The sequence below is a fragment of the Hymenobacter lucidus genome (genome assembly GCF_020447265.1).
GTDB classification, from domain to species: domain Bacteria; phylum Bacteroidota; class Bacteroidia; order Cytophagales; family Hymenobacteraceae; genus Hymenobacter; species Hymenobacter lucidus.
The window spans coordinates 86,514-106,708 of sequence record NZ_JAJADR010000008.1 but is presented as its reverse complement, the minus strand read 5'-3'; the positions used below and the strand labels follow the sequence as shown (position 1 = coordinate 106,708).

23 protein-coding genes are annotated in these 20,195 nt (G+C 61.4%); 19 read left to right on the top strand and 4 right to left on the bottom strand.

Annotated features, from left to right (window positions below):
* Positions 1-59 precede the first annotated feature (59 nt).
* A complete protein-coding gene (locus LGH74_RS21350) occupies positions 60-551 on the bottom strand; it encodes a hypothetical protein (RefSeq protein WP_226179560.1) in 492 nt (163 codons plus the stop codon).
* Positions 552-591: 40 nt separating this feature from the next.
* On the opposite strand from LGH74_RS21350, the gene LGH74_RS21345 reads away from it, so the two are divergent.
* The 9 genes from LGH74_RS21345 to eutC all read left to right on the top strand — a co-directional run bounded on the left by LGH74_RS21345 (position 592) and on the right by eutC (position 8,109).
* The gene (locus tag LGH74_RS21345; protein WP_226179558.1) at positions 592-1,221 is read left to right on the top strand and encodes a hypothetical protein; all 630 of its coding nucleotides are present in this window, start codon (positions 592-594) and stop codon (positions 1,219-1,221) included.
* Positions 1,222-1,247: 26 nt separating this feature from the next.
* The gene (locus LGH74_RS21340) at positions 1,248-1,598 is read left to right on the top strand and encodes a hypothetical protein (RefSeq protein ID WP_226179556.1); all 351 of its coding nucleotides are present in this window, start codon (positions 1,248-1,250) and stop codon (positions 1,596-1,598) included.
* A 158-nt stretch (positions 1,599-1,756) separates the two neighbouring features.
* Positions 1,757-2,617: an aldo/keto reductase gene (locus LGH74_RS21335; protein ID WP_226179554.1), complete on the top strand. Its 861-nt coding sequence runs from the start codon at positions 1,757-1,759 to the stop codon at positions 2,615-2,617.
* Between the two features lie 119 nt (positions 2,618-2,736).
* Positions 2,737-3,237: a PPC domain-containing DNA-binding protein gene (locus LGH74_RS21330; protein WP_226179552.1), complete on the top strand. Its 501-nt coding sequence runs from the start codon at positions 2,737-2,739 to the stop codon at positions 3,235-3,237.
* A gap of 59 nt (positions 3,238-3,296) precedes the next feature.
* Positions 3,297-4,637, top strand: a complete 1,341-nt coding sequence (gene eat / locus LGH74_RS21325) for an ethanolamine permease (RefSeq protein WP_226179550.1) — start codon at positions 3,297-3,299, stop codon at positions 4,635-4,637.
* A gap of 160 nt (positions 4,638-4,797) precedes the next feature.
* On the top strand, positions 4,798-6,180 hold the full coding sequence (locus LGH74_RS21320; protein WP_226179549.1) for an ethanolamine ammonia-lyase subunit EutB: 1,383 nt from the start codon (positions 4,798-4,800) through the stop codon (positions 6,178-6,180).
* Between the two features lie 39 nt (positions 6,181-6,219).
* A complete protein-coding gene (locus LGH74_RS21315) occupies positions 6,220-6,702 on the top strand; it encodes a cupin domain-containing protein (protein WP_226179547.1) in 483 nt (160 codons plus the stop codon).
* Positions 6,703-6,768: 66 nt separating this feature from the next.
* Positions 6,769-7,191: a DUF1810 domain-containing protein gene (locus LGH74_RS21310; RefSeq protein WP_226179545.1), complete on the top strand. Its 423-nt coding sequence runs from the start codon at positions 6,769-6,771 to the stop codon at positions 7,189-7,191.
* Between the two features lie 135 nt (positions 7,192-7,326).
* On the top strand, positions 7,327-8,109 hold the full coding sequence (gene eutC, locus LGH74_RS21305; protein WP_226179543.1) for an ethanolamine ammonia-lyase subunit EutC: 783 nt from the start codon (positions 7,327-7,329) through the stop codon (positions 8,107-8,109).
* Positions 8,110-8,217: 108 nt separating this feature from the next.
* Here the strand turns inward: eutC and LGH74_RS21300 are convergent, their stop codons facing one another.
* On the bottom strand, positions 8,218-9,138 hold the full coding sequence (locus LGH74_RS21300) for an alpha/beta fold hydrolase (RefSeq protein ID WP_226179541.1): 921 nt from the start codon (positions 9,136-9,138) through the stop codon (positions 8,218-8,220).
* Between the two features lie 160 nt (positions 9,139-9,298).
* On the opposite strand from LGH74_RS21300, the gene LGH74_RS21295 reads away from it, so the two are divergent.
* On the top strand, positions 9,299-9,670 hold the full coding sequence (locus tag LGH74_RS21295) for a hypothetical protein (RefSeq protein ID WP_226179539.1): 372 nt from the start codon (positions 9,299-9,301) through the stop codon (positions 9,668-9,670).
* A 50-nt stretch (positions 9,671-9,720) separates the two neighbouring features.
* Here LGH74_RS21295 and LGH74_RS21290 read toward each other — a convergent pair whose 3' ends face one another.
* A complete protein-coding gene (locus LGH74_RS21290; protein WP_226179537.1) occupies positions 9,721-10,167 on the bottom strand; it encodes an SRPBCC family protein in 447 nt (148 codons plus the stop codon).
* 138 nt (positions 10,168-10,305) lie between these two features.
* On the opposite strand from LGH74_RS21290, the gene LGH74_RS21285 reads away from it, so the two are divergent.
* From LGH74_RS21285 to LGH74_RS21260, 6 genes are all read left to right on the top strand, one after another.
* Positions 10,306-10,920 (top strand): helix-turn-helix domain-containing protein, encoded by a 615-nt coding sequence (locus LGH74_RS21285; protein WP_226179536.1) that lies wholly within the window; start codon positions 10,306-10,308, stop codon positions 10,918-10,920.
* A gap of 88 nt (positions 10,921-11,008) precedes the next feature.
* Positions 11,009-11,602, top strand: coding sequence for a hypothetical protein (locus tag LGH74_RS21280; RefSeq protein ID WP_226179535.1), 594 nt, complete (start codon positions 11,009-11,011; stop codon positions 11,600-11,602).
* Between the two features lie 5 nt (positions 11,603-11,607).
* Positions 11,608-11,883, top strand: a complete 276-nt coding sequence (locus LGH74_RS21275; protein ID WP_226179534.1) for a DUF7710 domain-containing protein — start codon at positions 11,608-11,610, stop codon at positions 11,881-11,883.
* Entirely contained in the window at positions 11,861-12,127 is a 267-nt protein-coding gene (locus LGH74_RS21270) for a hypothetical protein (RefSeq protein WP_226179533.1), read from the top strand. The genes LGH74_RS21275 and LGH74_RS21270 overlap by 23 nt, the downstream gene beginning before the upstream one ends.
* 89 nt (positions 12,128-12,216) lie before the next feature.
* A complete protein-coding gene (locus LGH74_RS21265; protein ID WP_226179532.1) occupies positions 12,217-14,202 on the top strand; it encodes an AAA domain-containing protein in 1,986 nt (661 codons plus the stop codon).
* A gap of 308 nt (positions 14,203-14,510) precedes the next feature.
* Complete coding sequence (locus LGH74_RS21260) at positions 14,511-15,026, top strand: FKBP-type peptidyl-prolyl cis-trans isomerase (protein ID WP_226179531.1); 516 nt, start codon at positions 14,511-14,513, stop codon at positions 15,024-15,026.
* Positions 15,027-15,356: 330 nt separating this feature from the next.
* Here LGH74_RS21260 and LGH74_RS21255 read toward each other — a convergent pair whose 3' ends face one another.
* Complete coding sequence (locus tag LGH74_RS21255; RefSeq protein ID WP_226179530.1) at positions 15,357-15,968, bottom strand: acyl carrier protein phosphodiesterase; 612 nt, start codon at positions 15,966-15,968, stop codon at positions 15,357-15,359.
* Positions 15,969-16,315: 347 nt separating this feature from the next.
* On the opposite strand from LGH74_RS21255, the gene LGH74_RS21250 reads away from it, so the two are divergent.
* The 3 genes from LGH74_RS21250 to LGH74_RS21240 all read left to right on the top strand — a co-directional run bounded on the left by LGH74_RS21250 (position 16,316) and on the right by LGH74_RS21240 (position 20,194).
* Positions 16,316-16,627, top strand: a complete 312-nt coding sequence (locus LGH74_RS21250; protein WP_226179529.1) for a hypothetical protein — start codon at positions 16,316-16,318, stop codon at positions 16,625-16,627.
* A gap of 320 nt (positions 16,628-16,947) precedes the next feature.
* Complete coding sequence (locus LGH74_RS21245; RefSeq protein WP_226179528.1) at positions 16,948-19,377, top strand: TonB-dependent receptor; 2,430 nt, start codon at positions 16,948-16,950, stop codon at positions 19,375-19,377.
* A 109-nt stretch (positions 19,378-19,486) separates the two neighbouring features.
* A complete protein-coding gene (locus LGH74_RS21240) occupies positions 19,487-20,194 on the top strand; it encodes an ABC transporter ATP-binding protein (RefSeq protein ID WP_226179527.1) in 708 nt (235 codons plus the stop codon).
* Position 20,195 lies beyond the last annotated feature (1 nt).

The following is a 20,195-nucleotide window of genomic DNA, read 5'->3' as shown; positions in this document are numbered from 1 at the left end:
CTTTCCCGCACAAGCAGGAAAGGGCTTTTCACGTTAGGAGGCCAACGCGTACTGCGCTGCTACGGCTGAACGACAGTCAGCCCGCTGGGAGCCAGCAGCGGACCTTTGTCGTAGAAGTTCAGGTAGACAATCAGGGGTTTGGCGTTACCAGCCCAGGTCAGTTCGTAGACATCGAGCAGGCCCATGTTGTTTATCAGGCCATTAGGCGTTTTAAAAGCGCAGCAGCTACCCTGGCGGCGGTAGGTAATTTCCTCGCCGTTGGGGCCACGCAGTGCATTAAGGTAGCTTTGCTGGCTGCGTGCCCCGGCCTCGTGGGAACCGCCTACGCATACCGGCTTTTTCTGGGTAACGCCATACTCGGGGTCGGCGCTGACGCTCAGGCCTGTGGCGGGTGCTACGGTGCGCCGGGCGTTTTCATAGTAGCCTTGCGGAACACTGGTAGAGGCCGAAATTCGCGGGTTGGCGTCTGTGCCCGATACCGTTTTAGTAGACTTGCACGCGGCCCCGCTCAGCAGTACGCCTAGACTCAGGGGATATAATATTCGTTTCATGCTTTTGAAATAGATACACTTGTTCACTTTTCTGCTTCCAATGAATCGATTTTCGGTTGACTTCCGACTACAGTATAGTTTTAATTTTCTGCGCCGGGCGCTACTGCTGCTCGCCCTGCTGAGCCTGGGCCCGACTGGCTTCGCCCAGGATACCACCGCACCGGCTGCCGACCCAATCACGCCCCTGATAAAGGAGCGGGAAGCCCTGATCCGGCAGTACGAAGAAGCTAGCGCCCAGCGCAATGCTTTTCTGGCCGATAAGCCCTCTAAAAAGGACCTGCAGGAAGTGGTGGATGCGCTGAAGGGCATTATTCGCAAAGACACCGAGATTGTGAAAGCCCTGAAGGAGTCCACGATTCGGCGCACGGCCACCATCGTGGCCGAGAAAACCCAGGCCGAGCGGCAGGCCTCCGTGGCCCAGGGCGACCAGTCGGTGACGCGGGAGCGGTTTTACGACCTGGAAAACCAGATTCAGAACCTGCAAACCCGGGACAAGCAGCGCGAAAAGAAGCTGCAGGATGCCCAAGCCACGGCCCAGGAAGCCACCGAGGCCCGCACCAGTCGGGAGCTGATTGCCGCCGCCCTGGCCGTGCTTAGCATCGGGCTGCTGTGGTATATTGCTAAGCTGCGCGGACAGGTGCGCCCCGCCCGCCGCCCCGCCCGGCGGTAGGCGTTTCTTCCCCTCACCCTCCCATAATGCTCATTCCCGCCGCCCACTACCTAACCTACGCGGAGGCGGTGCAGCTGTATAACGAGCTACTGGACGCGGACATCAGCGCGTTGGTAAAAACCTGCGGGCCGCCCTCCTTTCCTTTCGGCGACGGTATCTGGTACCAGTTGCTCATCGAGGAAACCGAGGCCGAAGCGGCCCACGACATCGTGGCCGACTTCGAAGCCCGGCGCGCCACCGTGGCCGTCATCCGCTGCCCCCGCTGCGGCAGCCCCGACACCGCCCCGGTACCGCACCCGACGTGGTGGCAACGGCTGTTTTACGCCGGCACCACGCTCTACCGGTGCGCCGGCTGCGGCCGTAAATTCGCCGCGTAATACACTGCTTATCAATAACTCACTGATAACCGCTAACATTCCGTGGTTTGCTCCGCGGGACTTTTGCGGCTTTCAGCGGTTAGTATTTACCGTAAAACGCCGGGCCGTTCGTCTGCCGGCTTAGAACGTATTCCGTTTTCAACCTCTATTCGCTGTTTATGACCAACCACACCACCTCCCCCGCTAAAACCTTCGCCCTTGGCGGCGAACTGACCGTCAACCGCATGGGCTACGGTGCCATGCGCATCACCGGCGAGGGTATCTGGGGCCCGCCTCAGGACCACGCCGAATCCATCCGGGTGCTGCAGCGGGCCGTGGAGCTGGGCATCAACTTCATCGACACGGCCGACAGCTACGGCCCCAACGTGTCGGAGGAGCTGATTGCCGAGGCCCTGCACCCGTATGCTAAAGGACTGATTATCGGGACTAAGGGCGGCCTGCTGCGCACCGGGCCCAACCAGTGGCCCATCGATGCCAGCCCCGAACACCTCAAGGAAGCCCTGCAAGGCAGCCTGCAGCGCCTCAAGCTGGACCAAATTGACCTCTACCAGCTGCACCGCGTGGACCCGGAAGTACCGTTTGAAAAAACGCTGGAGTTTCTGCAGCAAGCCCAGGAAGAGGGCCTCATCAAGCACATTGGCCTGTCGGAAGTGACGGTGGAGCAGATCGAAAAGGCTCAGCAGTATGTGCCCATAGTTTCGGTGCAGAATATGTACAGCGTGGACAACCGCAAGTGGGAAGCCGAGCTGGAGTTCTGTGAGCAGCATGACCTGGCCTTTATTCCGTGGTACCCGCTGGCCGGCGGCAACGAGCAGGCCCTGAGCAAGCTCACCCAGATTGGTCAGAAATACGGCGCCAGCACCCAGCAGATTGCCCTGAGCTGGCTGCTGCACCGCTCCCCCAACATCCTGCTGATTCCGGGTACCTCGAAAGTGAAGCACCTGGAGGAAAACGTGAAAGCCGCCGACATTCAGCTTTCGGCCGAGGATATGGCCGCGCTGGAAAACCTGGGCGGCTAAGCTTTCCGGCACAACCCAACCCTAAACCCGGCTCGTACGGAGTACTACCCAGTACTTCGTACGAGCCGGGTTTTGTGGTAAAAGCCCCGCCTTATCGTCTACCCGCAATTCTTGTGCTTATGAACCATCTGCTTACGCTCGGCATCACGCTGCTTTCGGGCCTGCTGGCCCACTTTTCGGCCGTGGCGCAACCCACGCCGCCGCTGAACTACACTAAAACACCCACTGGCTTTCTGCTGGTGCTGCGCCCCGGCGACAATGTACTGCTGGAGCTGGAGCAGCTGGCCGTGCGCGAAAAGATTCCGGGGGCCAGCCTTACCGGCCTGGGCTTCGTGCATCCCACCTTCGGCTTCTGGAATAAGCAAACCAAAACCTACGACCCCAAAGCGTTCCGCGACACGGAACTGGCCAGCCTCACCGGCAGCATTGCCTGGCAGGATGGCAAGCCCGCTCTGCACCTGCACGGCGTGGTGACGGACAAAAGCTTCGCGGCCTACGGCGGCCACATTCTGGCCCTGGAAGTCAGCACCGGCTCCGTGGAAATTACCGTGGTCGTGCACCCGCAGCGCCTAACGCGGGCGGTGGACGAGAATACGGGTGCGGCGGTACTGGGCTGGTAACGCACTTGTTTGGCGGCGTTTATACCCTACATTAGGCTCCGGACCCTCTACCGCCGCCGATGAACACGCCCGCTGCTCCTGCTGCCCCCGCCCTGAAAAAAGTGCTGCGGCCCCTGCACCTGTGGGCCATTGCGGTGGGGTTGGTCATTTCGGGCGAATATTTCGGCTGGAACTACGGCTGGTCGGTGGCCGGGCCGGTAGGCTTTCTGGTGGCCACGCTGCTGGTAACAGTGCTTTACGTCACGTTCATTTTCAGCTTCACCGAGCTGACGACGGCCATTCCGCACGCGGGTGGGCCGTTTGCCTACTCCTACCGCGCCTTTGGGCCGCTGGGCGGACTGGTAGCCGGCTACGCCACGCTCGTCGAGTTTCTGTTTGCGCCGCCCGCCATTGCCCTGGCCCTGGGCAGCTACGGGCACTTTCTTTCGCCCCAGGTGCCGGTGCTGGGCACGGCCCTGGCGTGCTACGTGGTTTTTATCGGCATCAACCTGCTGGGCATCAAGGAGTCGGCGTGGTTTTCGTTGGTAGTTACGCTACTGGCCGTAGCCGAGCTGGTGCTGTACATGGGCCTGGTCGCGCCGCATTTCAAAGTCAGCAACTTTCTGGCGCATCCCGTGCCGCTGGGCGCGGCGGGCGTATTTGCCGCGCTGCCGTTTGCCATCTGGTTTTACCTCGCTATTGAAGGCGTGGCGATGGTAGCCGAGGAAGTCGAAAACCCGAAGCAAACTATTCCGAAAGGCTACCTCTACGGACTGGGTACGCTGGTCGTGCTGGCCCTGGGCGTGATGGTCCTCACGGGCGGCATCACCGACTGGCGCACGCTCAGCCGCATCGACTACCCGCTGCCCGAGGCGCTGGGCGTGGTGCTGGGCCGGCACAGCCGCCTCACGCAGCTTTTCGCCAGTATCGGGCTGTTTGGGCTGGTGGCTTCGTTTCACGGCACCATCATCGGCTACTCGCGGCAGGTGTTTGCCCTGGCCCGCAGCGGCTACCTGCCCGGCATACTGGCCCGCGTGCATCCCCGGTTTCGCACTCCGCATTGGGCCCTGGTGGCGGGCGGCGTGGTAGGCGCGGCCGCTTTGCTCACTGGCACTACGGCCCAGGTAATCACGCTTTCGGTGCTGGGCGCGGTGGTGATGTACGCCATCAGCCTGCTCAGCTTATTTGCTCTGCGCCGCCGGGAGCCGGGGTTGGAACGACCCTTTACTGCGCCGTTTTACCCGTATTTTCCTCTGCTGGCGCTGGCTCTTACGCTGCTGAGCCTGGCGGCCATTATCTACTACAACTGGCTGCTGAGCCTGCTCTTCTTCGCGGGCTTGGGCGTGGCGTTGGGCATCTACGTGCTGCTCGGCCGCCACCGCCGCCCCCTGCCGGACGACGCGCTGTTGCAGGCGGAATAATTTGTCATATCCCGCGTCTTCATGAAGCACAGAGCATAGCAGTGGATAGTTACATCATAAGCTAAAAATCAGAAATTACAGCTAGAGCCCCTCTCCTCTTCGGAGAGGGGTTGGGGTGAAGCGACTAGAGCTAGAACCCCGTTCCCAAAATCCGCCCTCCATGTCGTACCAGCACACCATTCGCCAGCGGGTCTATAAATTCCCCGACCTCAAAGACTTGCTTGCCAAAGCCTCACCCCTGCGCTCGGGCGACGTGCTGGCCGGCCTGGCCGCCAGCACTTACGAGGAGCGCGTAGCCGCCCAGTATGCCCTGGCCGATGTGCCGCTGCGCAACTTCCTCCACGAAGCTCTGGTGCCCTACGAGCAGGATGAAGTAACGCGCCTGATTCTGGACACCCACGACGCGGCGGCCTTCGCGCCCATCGGCCACTTCACCGTGGGCCAGCTGCGCGACTGGCTGCTCTCCGACGCGGCCGACGCGGCGGCGCTGCACGCGTTGGCCCCCGGCCTGACGCCGGAAATGGTGGCGGCCGTAAGCAAGCTCATGCGCAACCAGGAGCTGATTGGCGTGGCCCGCAAAGTCGAAGTCGTTACCCGCTTCCGTAACACGCTGGGCTTGCGCGGCCACCTGGCTACCCGCCTACAGCCCAACCACCCCACCGACGATGCCCGGGGCATTGCCGCCAGCCTCGTCGATGGCCTACTCTACGGCAGCGGCGACGCGGTGCTGGGCATCAACCCGGCCACCGACAACCCGCGCGTGGTGCGCCACCTGCTGGAAATGCTCGACACGGTGCGCGAGCAATACCAGATTCCCACTCAGACCTGCGTACTCAGCCACATTACCACCACCTTGCGGCTCATCGAGCAGGGCGCGCCGGTGGATCTGGCGTTTCAGTCTGTCGGCGGCACGGAGGCTACCAATGCCAGCTTCGGAGTGAGTCTGAGCTTACTGCGGGAAGCCCATGAAGCTACCCTGAGTCTGGACCGGGGCACGCTGGGCCAGCACGTTATATACTTCGAAACCGGCCAGGGCAGCGCCCTTTCGGCCAATGCCCACCACGGCCTCGACCAGCAAACCTGCGAGGCGCGGGCCTACGCCGTGGCCCGCCACTTCCGACCGCTGCTGGTCAACTCCGTCGTGGGCTTTATCGGGCCCGAATACCTCTACGACGGCAAGCAGATCATCCGGGCGGCGCTGGAAGACCACTTCTGCGGCAAGCTGCTGGGCCTGCCCATGGGCGTGGACGTATGCTACACCAACCACGCCGAGGCCGACCAGGACGATATGGATACGCTGCTGACGCTGCTGGGCGTGGCCGGCTGCACCTTCATCATGGGCATTCCCGGCGCCGACGATATCATGCTCGGCTACCAGTCCACGTCCTTTCACGATGCGCTGTATGTGCGTCGGGTGCTGGGGTTGCGGCCCGCGCCCGAGTTTGCGGCCTGGTTGCGGCAGCAGGGTATCTTTGACGACCAGGGCCAGCTGCTGCCGGCCCCCGCCGGGCACCGGCTGCTGGCTTCCGGCCTACTCCGGTAAGCAGCCACAGTGCCGGCATCTTCCTCACTTTCAGACTCCATGACTGCCACCGATATCATTCAGCACTTGCACCTGCTACCCCACCCCGAGGGCGGCTACTACCGCGAAACCTACCGCTCGCCGGAGCACCTGACTACGGATTCCGGGCAAAGCCGCAGCGTGAGTACCGCCATTTACTACTTGCTGGAAAACGACGACAAGTCCCACTTTCACCGTATCAAGTCCGACGAGCTGTGGTTTTTCCACCAGGGCCAGGCGCTGGAAATCGTCGTGCTGACCGATGGCCAGCCTACCACCATCGTGCTGGGCAGCGACTTTGCCCGAGGCGAAGTTCCGCAGGCCATTGTTCCGGCCAATGCTTGGTTTGGGGCCCGGCTGCGGCAGAGTTCCGGCTTTGCATTGGTGAGTTGCACCGTGGCCCCAGGCTTCGACTTTGCCGATTTCGAGCTGGCCCAACGCGGGGCGCTGAGCGCCGAATTTCCGCACCTGACAAGCCTTATCGAGCAGTTTACGAAGCCGTAGTTCCTGCCGACCGGCGCCGGATTCCGTAAGAAGAAAGCTGGTATTACTCCAAAAAACACCCTCGCCATGTCCCAGGTCCCCGATTTACAGCGCTTCCTCAGCGCCCAGGAAAACGACTACGCCACGGCCCTGGCCGAAATCAAGCGGGGCCGCAAAACCAGCCACTGGATGTGGTACATCTTCCCCCAGATTCAGGGGTTGGGCTTTAGTGAAACATCGAAGTTCTACGCCATCCGGGACCAGCAGGAGGCGCAGGCTTATATCCAACACCCTGTGCTGGGGCCCCGGCTGGTAGAAATCAGTCAGGCGCTCTTAACCCTGGAAAGCACCGATGCCTACCGCATTATGGGCAGTCCCGATGATATAAAGCTCCAGTCGTCGATGACGCTTTTCGCCGCGCTGGATAAGGCCGACCCTGTATTTCAGCAAGTGCTGGATAAGTTCTTCAAGGGCGCTAAAGACCAGAAAACGCTGCAGCTGCTCGGGTAGAAGTAGGGACATCGTACTACTTGAACGATGACAAGACGCATAGTTGCGTCTCGTCGTTGAACAGTTTAGAACGGAACGAAGCATCGTCAGCAACGATTGAGACGCGAATACGCGTCTCTACATCCCCTACCCGCCATGCCCAAACCCAGCCCCGCTCTGCCCCCGCCCGAGCCACCCGCCGACTCGTGGGCGGGGCTCAAATCCTTTACCGCCGCCCGCATTGCCCTCGGCCGCACCGGTACCAGCGTGCCTCTGCGTGAGGCGCTGGCCTTCCGCCTGGCCCACGCCGACGCCCGCGACGCGGTATACTCGGAGTTGGAAACCGAGCGGCTGCTGGCCGAGCTGCAGGCGTTCGGGCTGCCTGTGTGCCTGGTGCGCAGTCAGGCCGAAAACCGCCCGCACTACCTGCAGCGGCCTGATCTGGGCCGCCGCCTGCACGAAGATTCCCGCCGCACCCTAACCGAAATTGCGCCGGAGGCCGCCGATATTGCCCTGATTCTGGCCGACGGCCTTTCCGCCACTGCCCTCAACCAGCACGCGCTGCCCCTGCTGCAAAAGCTGCTGCCGAAGCTGCAGGCGGCGGGTTTTCGGCTGGCGCCGCTGGTGTTGGCCGAGCACGCCCGTGTGGCCCTCAGCGACGAAATCGGGGTGGCGCTACACGCCCGGCTAGCCCTGATTATGCTCGGCGAAAGGCCCGGTCTGAGTGCCCCCGACAGCCTGGGCGCCTACTTCACCTACGCGCCCCGCCCCGGCCTCACCGACGAGGCCCGCAACTGCGTGTCCAACATCCGGCCCGAGGGCCTGGGCTACGCGGCGGCGGCCGACAAGCTGTTTTTATTACTGCAAGAGGCCCTGCGGCGGCAGCTTTCAGGCGTGGCCATGAAGGATGAAACTGGGCTGTTGGATAGTGGGCAGTAACGCGAAACACCGCTGCGCACGAGGCGTTGCGGACGGCCGTGCCGCCTGGCCTAGCGCTGTAGCGTTGCGCGTACCGTTTAACTACCCACGCAGCTTTCGAGTTGGCGGTTATTTACTGCGCTTCATTAGCAGCCACCCGCCCACCAGGCCCAGCACCAGTGCTGCCGCTACGGCTGCTTTCGGCACGGCCGGGCGCAGCTGCGGGGCGGACTTTTGGGCAATATCCTGGTCGCGGAAGGGCTGGCGGCGCAGGGTGGCCAGAATCAGGCGGGCGGCTTCGGCGGGTTGGTCCCACTGCGGAAAGTGGCCGCAGTGGTCAAACCAGTAGAGGCGGGCATCCGGGAATTTGGCCAGGGCGCGGCGGGACTGGTCGGGCAGGCACACCCGGTCGTGGCGGCCCCAGCCGATAACCAGCGGCGCCGTAATGCTGCCGGCCGGCGCGGGCTGCTGCACCTCACCATGGGCTAGCGCGTCGAGCAGCTCGCCAAACACGGGCGTGTGGGCAAAGCTGTACATCTCGTCCTGGGCCTGGTCGCCATCCACGGCCCAGGGGCGGGCCGAGAACTGCGGCAGCAGCGCCGTGCGGCCCACCGCCGACTGCATCAAAGCGGGCATTACGGGCTGCAACGCCGTCACCAGCTTCTGCGATGCGGCCACGGAATGATAGAAAAACGGCACCTCCCAGCCTTCCCAGAACCCGCCGGGGTCGAGGGAAACAACGGCCCCGAGCACGCCGCCGCGCCGCGCCAGCTCCAGTACCAGCCGGGCGCCCATCGAGCTGCCCACCGCATCAATACCCAGCAGGTTGTGCTCGGTCAGAAACGCGGTAAGGGCATCGGCCAGCGTGCCGATGGTATGCTCGCCCGGCAGCTTCGGCGACGCGCCGTGGCCGGGCAGGTCCACGGCAATAACGTCGTGCGCGGCGGCCAGCGTGTCGAAAATGGTATTCCAGGAGCGCCAGCTGCCGCCGATGCCGTGAACCAGTAGCAGAGACGGGCCAGTGCCGCGCCGGGTGTAGTGCAGTGCCATACGGGAAGTCGGTTTGGGCAGCGGTGGAAGTCGCCACACGGTTTTTCGGAAGGGTAATTGTGGCTGGTGCATACGTTCCGCACCTTCCCGGGTTAGTGAAAACGCAGGGCACCGGTTTTATTGGGCGTAACTTTGCGGCGTTCCGCCTTTGCTTATTCTCATGCAAAACACCTTTCCCTTCCAGATTATCGCCCTGCCCGAGCATCTGCGCATCGACGATGCCCGGTTTGGCATTACGGCCAACGTAGAAGCCGATCCGGCGCTGGAAGGCTATTTCTACCTGTTCGAGAAGTACGGCTTCGGCGGCGGCGGGCCGTCGTGGGAAGAGCACATCAGCACCATTCTGGAAGAGGAAGCGCCCGAGCTGCTGGAGCATCTGCAGGATTTCTCCACCGATGCCCGCCTGCTGCTCTACGCCGATTCGGAGGCCACCGTGCAGGCCGTGCTGCGCATCATCCTGCCCATCTTCGCCGATCTGGGCAGCCTCAACAAGTACTTCAGCCAAACCGATTCGAGCGACTTTTTCGCTTAGCCGCCTTTTCACTTGTTATCTTTTGCCGTCTGACAGCCTAAACCCAACAGCTACTGCGCTTCCAACTTGGCTTTCAAATCCTGGAGCCGGCCGCGCACGTTGGCGGCCAGTACTACCCGTACCAGCGGGCCAAACAGCGCCAGCGGAAAGCGCAGGGCAAAGGAGTAGGTGAAGACGGTGTGGGTGAGCTCGGGCCCGAGCTCTTCGAAGCGCCAGGAGCCGGCAAAGGCGCTGAACATACCCATGGGCCGCGTGAGCTTAATGGCCGCCACGGTGGGCCGGTTGAACGACACGTACTCGGTTTCGAGTCCGATACCGTGCTTCGACACGCACCACGACTTCACACCCTTACCGGCCTCGGTGGCCCCGTCGAGCAGCACGGCCTCGCGCAGAAACGTGTCCCAGACCAGGCGCTGGCTGTAGTCCTGGGTGTAGTCGAATACCTGCGCGGGCGGGCGGGCAATCTGGATGGCCTCCACAAACTTGATCAGCTTCATTGCGCGGCGTTGTGCTGGAGTAATTAGCCGCAAAGCTACAGCAGCCACAAATAGTAGTACCTATTGCTTTTATTTTTAGAAGGTACGCCAAATGTGGAGTACCTTTTATTTTTAATCTTAAAAGGTACTCCATCTGCTATGGGCCGTATCACGCCGCCAACTTCCTTATCTGTCAGTAGTGCTGCCTATGTGCGCGAGAAGTTTGCCCTGACGCAGGTCGAGTTGGCGAGGTGGCTCCAGGTAACCGCCCGCCACGTAGAGGCCGTGGAAGCCGGCCGTCGCCAGTTTTCGCCCGCCGTGGAGCGCCGCCTCAGCCAACTGTCGGATATGTGGCTGACTACCAGCCTGCCTGCTCCCGTTATTCTACCGCCGCCGCTGCCCCCACCGCCAGTGCCCGCCTATCAGCTAACCGACGAAGCTCGGGAACTGCACCAGCGGCAGCGGCGCTGCCAGCACCTGGCCTACCAGCTGCGCTACGAGCTCGAAAACATAGCCTTGCAGGATGCGGCCCTGCTACGCCGCCGCCAGGGGCACGCTATCCTGCGCAAGGCCCTGGCCACGCCCGGCTCCGTCTTCGACGAGGCCTTTATGCCGGCCGAAGCCGAAAAGTGGCTCGCCCGCCTCGAAGCCGATACCGATGCGGTAAAGCGCCCCGGCCCGCTGGCCCGCGCCCACCTGGTGCTGCGTGAGCGGCTGCTCCGAGAAGAAGCTGAAGAGTTGGCCCGGCTGCTGGCGGCCCAGGCACCCGAATAGAGCGTGGTATAGCCGGAGCTTGCCGGAAAGCGTCTATCTTGGCACCGGGCCGGCCCACTCAGTACCACCGGTTGCCCGCCCGAAGTCAATGAAAGTTTTTGCCTGGATGCTGGGGGTAAGTCTGCTTCTCCTGCCTTTTCATAGTGATGCCCAGTCGCGGCGCCGGGCCCGGAGCCGGGCCAAAGTGCGTACTACGGCGCCGGCCCCGGTGGCCGCGCCGGCCCAGTACTACCAGACGGCCTACCAGCATATTCTGCGCAGCCCCGAGTTTGAGGAGTACCGCCAGCCCTGCGTGGCCGTCTTCGACAGCCTCGTGTTCCAGGACCTGGTTACGTTCAGCGAGCCGCTGCGCACCGAGCTGCGCTTCCCCCAGACCTACCCGCAGGTGCAGCTGCTCGATTCCCTGTTTCGGATGGATGAGCACACGTCGCACAAGCCACTCTATTCGCCGCTGGCCGCTAAGCTCACTGCTGCTACCGGCGCCCAGAAAGGGTGCAGCGTCATCGTCTTCTCCCGGCTGAGCAAGAACATGCTGCTGGCCGAAGTAAGCACCAATCAGGAAGGCGGGGCCCGGCTGCGGGACGTGCTGTCAGCGTTCAACAAAACGGTGCGCTACCTGCTGTTCTTCGGGGCCGATGGCAAGGTGCAGCGGTATTACACACAGGTGATAAACTATAATTAGAGGGTATGACCGAAACTGACGTTTGGGTTTTTCACGGTGCCGGCAGCCGTTTTACCAGCGGCGTATTCACCTCCCGACCACAAGCTGAGGAGTTTATCAGTCAGTACCAGCTCAGCGGCATTCTAACTAAATACCCTTTAGGAATTAGTGCCTATGATTGGGCACAGCAGCAAGGAATCTTCCAGCCAACCAAGCCGGAGCAATATTCTACAGGGTTCATTCAACGCTTTACCAGCGCCAGCCAGGAGCATTATCACTATGAAGACGGGAAGTGCGAATAATCAAGTAGCATCACCACACTACCTGATGCTTTGTGAAGTGGCCACTGGTATCGTGATGAACCCAGATGGACAGACCCGTTTTCTGAATTTTACTGGCGCAATGGAAGTGCCCTATATCAAAGTTGATTCACTATCAAGAGCAGTGAACTTGGCATTGGGCATCATCATTATGTATCCAAAGCTGGAAGTGACAATCTACGATGAGCAGAAAAAATACGTTCAGTCGTTTCCGGCAGTATGCTGATCCGCTTCTCCTTTCAAAATTCTCCCCGACCTTCGGCCACCAATTTGCCGTTTCCGTTGTTACAACGGACTTCATAAACGACTACCCTTTTGTCTGAACAACCCACTTATACCGACCCTTACGCCATCGAGAAAGAGCTGCGCAAGGTGCAGGCCCTCACGAAGCTTGAGCAGAAAGAGGACCTCGAACAATTCAAAATCAAGAGTGCCCAGGCCACCATTGCCGAGCGGCAGAAGCGCGGCCTGACCTGGTACCCGGTCAAAATCACCAAGGAAGAAATCGGCTTCGGCGGCAAGCTGGTGCTCGAAATTGAGCGGCCCGCCGGCCAGAACGGGTTGCACCTGTTTCAGGTGGGCAAAAACGCGGCCTTGTTTGGCAACATTCCCGGCCGCGCCGCCACCGACCGGCCCACCCTTTCGGGCGTGATTACCAGCGTGAAGCGCAACAAGATCCTGCTGGCTACCAACAAGGAAGACCTGCCCGACTGGGTGGATGAGGGCGGCAAGCTGGGCGTGGACCTGACCTTCGACGAGGTAAGCTACCGGGAAATGGAATTTGCCCTGGGCAAGGTGATGGGCGCCTACGAAAACCGCCTGGCCGAGCTGCGCGACGTGCTGCTGGGCGCCAAGCCCGCCCGCTACCGCGACGAGGCCGAGGCCACGCTCTACTACCCTTCGCCCCTGAATGAGTCGCAGCTGGCGGCGGTGCGCCACGTGCTGGCGGCCAAGGACGTGGCCATCATTCACGGCCCGCCCGGCACCGGCAAAACCACTACGCTGGTGCAAGCCATTCTGGAAACCATCCGGCGCGAGCGGCGGGTGCTGGTGTGCGCGCCCTCGAATACGGCCGTGGATTTGCTGACCGAAAAGCTGGCCGAGCGCGGCGTGAACGTGATTCGCATGGGCAACCCCTCGCGCGTGTCAGATTTGCTCTTGCACCACACGCTCGACGCCCAGATTATGGAGCACAAGAGCTACGGGGAGCTGAAAAGCATGCGCCAGACCGCCGAGCAGTACCGCGAGCAGGCCGGCAAGTTTAAGCGCCATTTCGGCTGGGAGGAGCGCGAGCAGCGCCGCCTGCTCAAGGAAATGGCCCACCAGATGCTGCAGGATTCCGACAATCTGGAGCGCTACATCACCGAGGATTTGCTCGACAAGGTGCAGGTCATTACCTGTACCCTCGTGGGTGCTTCCAACCGCGCCATTCGCCACCTCACCTACGAAACCGTCTTTATCGATGAGGCCGCCCAGGCCCTGGAGCCTGGCTGCTGGATTCCGATAACCAAGGGCAGCCGCGTGGTGCTGGCCGGCGACCATCAGCAGCTGCCGCCCACCGTGAAAAGTGAGCAGGCCGCCCGCGACGGACTGCGGGAAACCCTGTTCGAGAAGTGCATCAAGCGCCAGCCCGACTCGGCCCGCATGCTGGAAGTGCAGTACCGCATGCACGAGCAGATCATGGAATTCAGCTCCGAGCAGTTCTACGAAGGCCGCCTGAAAGCCGCGCCCAGCGTGGCCCACGCCGATTTGCCCGCCTACGACGTGCGCTTCACTCCTGATTTGCCGGTGGAATTCCTGGATACGGCCGGCTTCGGCTTTCAGGAGTTGGGCATCGAGGAAAGCCGCTCTATTGCCAACCCCGAGGAAGCCGACCTGCTGCTGCGCCGCCTTTCCCAGCTGCTGGAGGTGTACGACCCGGCCGACCACACCGACGACTTGCTCACCATCGGCGTCATTGCTCCCTACCGCGCCCAGATCAACTACCTCAAAGACGCGGTGGAAGACAACGACGAACTCGTGGGCCTCATGGAGCACCGCATGCTCAGCATCGGCACCGTCGACTCGTTCCAGGGCCAGGAGCGGGATATTATTGCCATCAGCCTCACACGCAGCAACGCTCAGAGCGAAATTGGCTTCCTCTCCGACATTCGCCGCATGAACGTGGGCATGACCCGGGCCCGCAAGAAGCTGCTCATCGTTGGCGACTCCAGCACCCTGGGCTCCCACCCCTTCTACAAAGCTTTTCTCGACTACGTGGAAAGCATCGGGGCCTACCGCACGGCCTGGGAAATGCAGTAAGAAAAGGAGAAACGCGTCATTGCGAGCAGCGCGAAGCAATCCGTCCTCTGAAATGTGCTGATTACCCCGAAGTGAAAAGCCCTCAATCGTTGCTTACGGTTGAGGGCTTTGTGGTAAAAGAGCGTGACTACCTGCGCAGCGGACGGATTGCTTCGCGCTGCTCGCAATGACAGACAACAAAACCCTGCCCGGCCGCTTAGAGTATCTGTAACGAAGCGGCCCGCTCAGATTTACGGGTCATTTTCCGTAACTAGCCGGCCCAAACCCATTTTTCACCCAAGCCCCGGACCTCGGAGTCCACCCCGATTATGGCCCAGATCAGCCCCAATAAAGTCGTCACCATCACCTACGACCTGAGCGTGACCGACGAAAACCAGGAGAAAGTACTCGTTGAATCGGCCGAGGCCGATGCGCCGATGGTCTTCCTGTTTGGCCAGAGCGGCCTGCCCGAAGAGTTTGAAAGCCAGCTCAATGGCAAATCTGCCGGCGACGAGTTCAAGTTCAGCCTCACCCCCGAGCAGGCCTACGGCGACTACGACCAGCAGGCCGTAGTGGATATCCCGAAAAACGTGTTCGAAGTCGATGGCAAAATCGACGAGGAAATGCTGCAGGAAGGCAACTTCCTGCCCATGTCCGACAACCAGGGCAACCACATGCAGGGTAAAATCGTCCAGATCGGTGCCGACACCGTGAAGATGGACTTCAACCATCCCCTGGCCGGCATGGTGATGCACTTCGACGGCAAAGTAGCCGACGTGCGCGAAGCCACGAAAGAAGAACTGGACCACGGCCACGTCCACGGCGCAGGTGGCCACCATCACTAGGCTTTAGCAATTTGCTGATAAGGAAAACGGGGCTTAGCGGCCCCGTTTTTTTGTTGTCATTCAGCTATAGAATGCAGTGCAAACTTACCCCAACCACGTTCCAGGATTTCTTCTATAAGGGCTGGGCTTTATAATCCATAAGCAGTGTTAGAAAACTGCTGGCCGAATTGATGTTCTCAGGATCATGATATCCTCTCTCGCACTCCTCACAATGAAGGTATAGCTGATTGATAGTAACGTTCCTGAAGATAAAAAGCCGCCCCTGATGAGTACAGAAGGGACAGGTAGTGTACCAGTAAAGCATATTTTAGCGGATTTATAGACTGAGCATTATTCGGTGAATAATCTTTCCGCCACCGCCGCCCGCAGCTCCGGCCAGAACTCCCGGAAATCCGCCTCATACGCCTCCGCTTCCGCCAGAAACGCGGCGGCCCCGGTAGCCAGCACTCCGGCGGCGGGCACGCGGCGGCTCAGGCCATGCAATGCCCGCTCCAACCCTTCTGGCTTCGCGTAGCCGGTTAGCCAGTCGTCGCGGCGCATGTACTGGAACATGTGCTGCAGCCGCTCGGGTAGCTCCTGGCGGCGGGCCTGCAACAGCGCGTACTGGCGCTGGGCAAAGGCGGGCAGCGGCTCGGCGGGGTGAAACTGGGCGAAGTCGCGGGCCAATAGGTGGTCGTAGCCCATGTCGGATACCACGCCGGCCCACTTGCCCAGGCCCGCTTCGCGCAGGCGGGCGGTGCTGCGGCGCACCACGGGGTGCGAGTCGGTGAAGGAATCAATGAAGCGGTGCAGCCGGATGCCGCGCTGCACGGCGGCAGGATAGGCCTCCAGGGCGGCGCGGCCCCGCACAGCCTCAGCTGCGAAGTTGCCGAATACGATATCGGCATAGTCGGGCGTGGTGGCGGGAGTGCCGGAAAGCAGCAGGTGGGCGAGGAAGTTCATGCGGGAAGGGCAGAGCGACAAGCAGGCGAGAGAAGCTACAGCAAGTCTGCTTTAGGATAGGTGGTTGATTTAGGCCGGAAGCAGCTCCGTGAAGGTAGCGCGACCTGTCGCTACGCTGACCTTTGGTTGCAGTTTGCGTAAATGAACGACAATCGTTCGTGTGTATCGTTCTGGCGCGCGAACTACCAAGTCCACGCTACTCACGGGCAGGCTCCGGTGGCCTGAGTCCGCAAATTCCTTTTTGCATCATTGCTGCAAAAAGGAATTTGCGTCTACCTTTGTGCTTCATCAAGGCAGTAGCATAGGTGCATTCAGTAGGTCGTAGGATAGGAGCATGGTGGCTGTTGGTGCTGCTGCTGCGGGTGCTGACGCCCGAGGCCGCCCTGCTGCGAATGCACTTACACGAGCACACGGCAGACAAGCCCCGCACCAGCGCCACGGCCAAACCGGAGGCGCAGGCCGAGCTTTCGGCCAAGCACCAGCACTGCCACATCGAGCAGCTTTATGATGCGCCGTTTCAGCCCGCCGTACCGGTAGCCGTGCCGGCTCCGCTGCAGCAGCTGCGCTATGCCACCTACCGGCCCAAGGCCCCCGTATGCCGGGCCTCCCACCTGCTGGACGGCGCTTCCCTGCGGGGGCCACCCGTCCGCCGCGCCTAGCGCCTCCCCCCTTTCCTGACTACAGTTCCGGGTATTCGTATGCCTGGCTGGTGATGCCTTGGCCTAGCCTTGGTGGCTTGACCTGCTGTTGCCGTCGTTGGCACCGGCCAGTTACTAGCACTGCCAAGTTGCCTGCCAGGTTACTGACGGCCATGATTTTACAGGGCGCCATTTACTATCTTTTTACCGCCCTGATCAGCCCCTGCTGACCTGCTACTACCGCCCGCAGCCCGGGCCGTGGTGCGGTATCCCTCTCCTTTTTTCTGACTTCAACCCGGCTGACCTACCTCAGGCTTCGGGCCGGGCGTGCTTATTTCTGTATGCCACGACTTTTCTTGTTTTTCATGTTGTGCTGGCCGTTGCTGGCCGCGGGCCAATTGCCGTCGGGCCATATCGACGGCCACGTGACCGGGCCGGGTGGGCACGGGTTGGATGGAGTTTCTATCCTGGAAACGGCCGGTCGGTTTGCGGCGCTCAGCGGGGCCGATGGACATTTTTCCCTGACGCTGCCGCTGGGCGAATACACCCTCGTAACGCGCAGCCTGAGCTACCAGGAGCAGCGCCGCACCGTGGTGCTGACGGCCGAAACCCCTACCCTGACCGTGGATTTCAGCCTGCAACCTACTACTACGGCCTTGCAGGAAGTGGAAGTGCTGGGCCGCAAGGAAACCACTTACAAGAGCGACTACAGCTTTGTGGGCACCAAAACAGCCACCCGGCCCATCGACGTGCCGCAGTCCATTTCGACGGTGACTAAGGAGCTGATGGCCGACCGGCAGGCCCTGCGCCTAACCGACGTGGTGAAGAACGTGGCCGGCGTCACGCAGTATTCGCACTACGACGACCTCACGATTCGGGGCTTCCGCAACGGCTACGAAAGCGGCTTTCGGCTGCTCAACGGCCTACGCTCAGGCTTCAGCTACGGCAACTCCTTTACCCAGGCTCCACTGACGGTGAACCTGGAGCGGGTGGAAGTGCTAAAAGGTCCCGGCGCGGCCCTGTACGGCGACATCAACCCTGGCGGCACGGTGAACATGGTAACCAAAAAGCCGCTCGACGTGGCCCGGCAGGCTCTCACGTTTTCCACCGGTAGCTTCAACGCCATGCGGGCCACGGCCGACCTGACGGGCCCGCTGAATGAGCAGAAAAACGTGCTTTACCGCTTCAATACGGGCTTCGAGAAAACCAACACCTTCCGCAGCGTGAACGACACCCGCTCGTTGATGGTGGCGCCCACCGTCACGTTTCTGCCCACCGACAAAACCACCATCAACGCCGAGTTGGTCTTCACCCACATCGACGGCTACCTCGACCGGGGCCTGCCCATCCGGGGCGGGGAGCTGTACGCACTGCCCCGCTCGTTTACCCTGAGTCAGCCGAGCGACTATTTCCGCACCAGCACCTACTACCTGAACGCCTCGCTCAACCACCGCTTCACCGACTGGCTCTCGTTCAACGCCTCCTACCTCGACTTCACTTACCGCGAAGATCTGAGTGAGCACCGCACTCTGAACACCTACGCCGACGCGCCAGCCAACACGGTGATGAACCTGCGCTATTTCGACCGGCGGGCCGAGGAATACACCAAGAACCTAGCCGCCTACTTCGTGCTAACCGGAGCCACCGGCTCGCTTCAGCACAAAGTGGTGACAGGCGTAGACTACATCCGCTTCACCACCGACCCGCAGAGCACCATGTTTGAAGCCCGGCGCAAGCTGGTGGATGACGTGGAAAAGCCGCTGACCTTCGATTTGAAAAAGCCGCTCTACGAAATTCAGGACCCCACAAAGTACGTGCGCCGGCCGCTGCCGCAGTTTTTTGTGGATTACCTCAACTCCGTCTACCGCACTACCGGCCTCTATGTGCAGGACCAGATTGCCGTGACGCCGCGCCTGAATGTGCTGCTGGGAGCCCGCTACGAGCTGTTTGCCGATGAGCGGGACTACGGCAACGGGAAGGAAACCATTCCGCAGCGCCGCCTGCTGCCCCGCGCCGGCCTCACGTATGCCCTGCGCGACAATCTGAACTACTTTGCCTCCTACAGCGCTGGTTTCCGGCCGCTCAAGCCGGAGTTTCTACGGCTTCCGGAACGCTACGGCCGTAGCACACCCTTCGATACCGAAACCAGCTACCAGTTGGAAACTGGTCTGAAAGGCGAGTTTTTCAACCAGGGGTTGCTGGCCACCGTGGCCGCCTACCAGATTGTGAAGCGTAACCAGCTGGTGCCCACCAACGCGCTGATGCCCGACGGCACGACGGTGTACCGGCAGAACGACCTGGTCCGCTCGCGCGGGGCCGAGCTGGAGCTGACCGGCAACCTGCTGCCGAACCTAAACCTGAACGCCAGCTACGCCTTCAACCATTCCGAAGTGCTGGATGCGGCCCTGCCCGTGGAGGAAGGCCAGCCGCTGGCCAACGCACCCCGCCACTCGGCCGGCTTCTGGACCAAGTACACCTTCGTGACGCCCGCGCTGCGCGGGCTGGGCGTGGCTGTGGGCAGTAATTACGTGGACCAACGACGCACCGAGAACCAGGTACAGAACACCAGCACCGGCGAAAACTACTGGGCCTACTGGCCCAGCTACACCACCCTCGACGCGGCCCTGTTCTACACTACTGGCAAGTTCAACTTCCACCTGAACGTGAGCAACCTGCTCGACACCTACTACTTCGTGGGCGGCTACGACTTCTTCCGGGCCAGCCCGGGGGCGCCCCGCAACTTCATGGCCACACTGGGCTACACGTTTTAGGCCGGCAGAACGAGCGTGACACTTCAACAGAACGTCATGCTTGATCTGTCGTCTGTGAAGTCGAAGCATGGCCACCCTTTAGCAACTCATAGCCCTCTTTTTCAAATACATGACTTACCTCCTCGAAGCCCGGTCCCTGCGCAAGCAGTACGCCGATAAGCTGGCCCTGCGCGAGCTAAATCTGCAGATTGCACCGGGCGAAATATTTTGTTTGCTGGGCCAGAACGGCGCGGGCAAATCCACGACCATCAACCTGTTTCTGGGGTTTGTGCAGCCCACCTCGGGCGCGGCCTTCGTGAATGGGCTGGAAGTGGCCGTTCATCCGCTCGAAATCAAGAAGCACCTGGCGTACATCCCCGAAAACGTAATGCTCTACCCCCACCTGACGGGCCTGGAAAACCTGGCCTTGTTCAGCAGTCTGGCGGGCTTCAAGTACCCGGCTCCCGCGCTGCTCGACTACCTCACCGACGCGGGCTTGCCGGCCGAGGCGGCGGGGCGGCGGGTGGGCACCTACTCCAAGGGTATGCGCCAGAAAGTGGGCATTGCCATTGCCGTGGCCAAACACGCCAAGGTACTGCTGCTCGACGAGCCCACTTCCGGCCTCGACCCCAAAGCCAGCAACGAGTTTTCGGAGCTGCTACGGCGGCTGAGCGGGCAGGGTACAGCCGTGCTTATGGCCACCCACGACATCTTCCGGGCCAAGGAAGTGGGCACCCGCGTGGGCATTATGCGCGAGGGTGAGCTGGTTGACGTGCGCCCCACCACCGCCCTCAACGCCCGGGAGCTGGAGCAGCTCTACCTCACCTACATGCACTAAC

What these genes read in the sequence shown, in the direction of transcription:
- LGH74_RS21350 (WP_226179560.1), bottom strand. Translation starts at nt 551, where the DNA reads ATGAAACGAATATTATATCCCCTGAGTCTAGGCGTACTGCTGAGCGGG.
- LGH74_RS21345 (WP_226179558.1), top strand. Translation starts at nt 592, where the DNA reads ATGAATCGATTTTCGGTTGACTTCCGACTACAGTATAGTTTTAATTTT.
- LGH74_RS21340 (WP_226179556.1), top strand. Translation starts at nt 1,248, where the DNA reads ATGCTCATTCCCGCCGCCCACTACCTAACCTACGCGGAGGCGGTGCAG.
- LGH74_RS21335 (WP_226179554.1), top strand. Translation starts at nt 1,757, where the DNA reads ATGACCAACCACACCACCTCCCCCGCTAAAACCTTCGCCCTTGGCGGC.
- LGH74_RS21330 (WP_226179552.1), top strand. Translation starts at nt 2,737, where the DNA reads ATGAACCATCTGCTTACGCTCGGCATCACGCTGCTTTCGGGCCTGCTG.
- eat (WP_226179550.1), top strand. Translation starts at nt 3,297, where the DNA reads ATGAACACGCCCGCTGCTCCTGCTGCCCCCGCCCTGAAAAAAGTGCTG.
- LGH74_RS21320 (WP_226179549.1), top strand. Translation starts at nt 4,798, where the DNA reads ATGTCGTACCAGCACACCATTCGCCAGCGGGTCTATAAATTCCCCGAC.
- LGH74_RS21315 (WP_226179547.1), top strand. Translation starts at nt 6,220, where the DNA reads ATGACTGCCACCGATATCATTCAGCACTTGCACCTGCTACCCCACCCC.
- LGH74_RS21310 (WP_226179545.1), top strand. Translation starts at nt 6,769, where the DNA reads ATGTCCCAGGTCCCCGATTTACAGCGCTTCCTCAGCGCCCAGGAAAAC.
- eutC (WP_226179543.1), top strand. Translation starts at nt 7,327, where the DNA reads ATGCCCAAACCCAGCCCCGCTCTGCCCCCGCCCGAGCCACCCGCCGAC.
- LGH74_RS21300 (WP_226179541.1), bottom strand. Translation starts at nt 9,138, where the DNA reads ATGGCACTGCACTACACCCGGCGCGGCACTGGCCCGTCTCTGCTACTG.
- LGH74_RS21295 (WP_226179539.1), top strand. Translation starts at nt 9,299, where the DNA reads ATGCAAAACACCTTTCCCTTCCAGATTATCGCCCTGCCCGAGCATCTG.
- LGH74_RS21290 (WP_226179537.1), bottom strand. Translation starts at nt 10,167, where the DNA reads ATGAAGCTGATCAAGTTTGTGGAGGCCATCCAGATTGCCCGCCCGCCC.
- LGH74_RS21285 (WP_226179536.1), top strand. Translation starts at nt 10,306, where the DNA reads ATGGGCCGTATCACGCCGCCAACTTCCTTATCTGTCAGTAGTGCTGCC.
- LGH74_RS21280 (WP_226179535.1), top strand. Translation starts at nt 11,009, where the DNA reads ATGAAAGTTTTTGCCTGGATGCTGGGGGTAAGTCTGCTTCTCCTGCCT.
- LGH74_RS21275 (WP_226179534.1), top strand. Translation starts at nt 11,608, where the DNA reads ATGACCGAAACTGACGTTTGGGTTTTTCACGGTGCCGGCAGCCGTTTT.
- LGH74_RS21270 (WP_226179533.1), top strand. Translation starts at nt 11,861, where the DNA reads ATGAAGACGGGAAGTGCGAATAATCAAGTAGCATCACCACACTACCTG.
- LGH74_RS21260 (WP_226179531.1), top strand. Translation starts at nt 14,511, where the DNA reads ATGGCCCAGATCAGCCCCAATAAAGTCGTCACCATCACCTACGACCTG.
- LGH74_RS21255 (WP_226179530.1), bottom strand. Translation starts at nt 15,968, where the DNA reads ATGAACTTCCTCGCCCACCTGCTGCTTTCCGGCACTCCCGCCACCACG.
- LGH74_RS21245 (WP_226179528.1), top strand. Translation starts at nt 16,948, where the DNA reads ATGCCACGACTTTTCTTGTTTTTCATGTTGTGCTGGCCGTTGCTGGCC.
- LGH74_RS21240 (WP_226179527.1), top strand. Translation starts at nt 19,487, where the DNA reads ATGACTTACCTCCTCGAAGCCCGGTCCCTGCGCAAGCAGTACGCCGAT.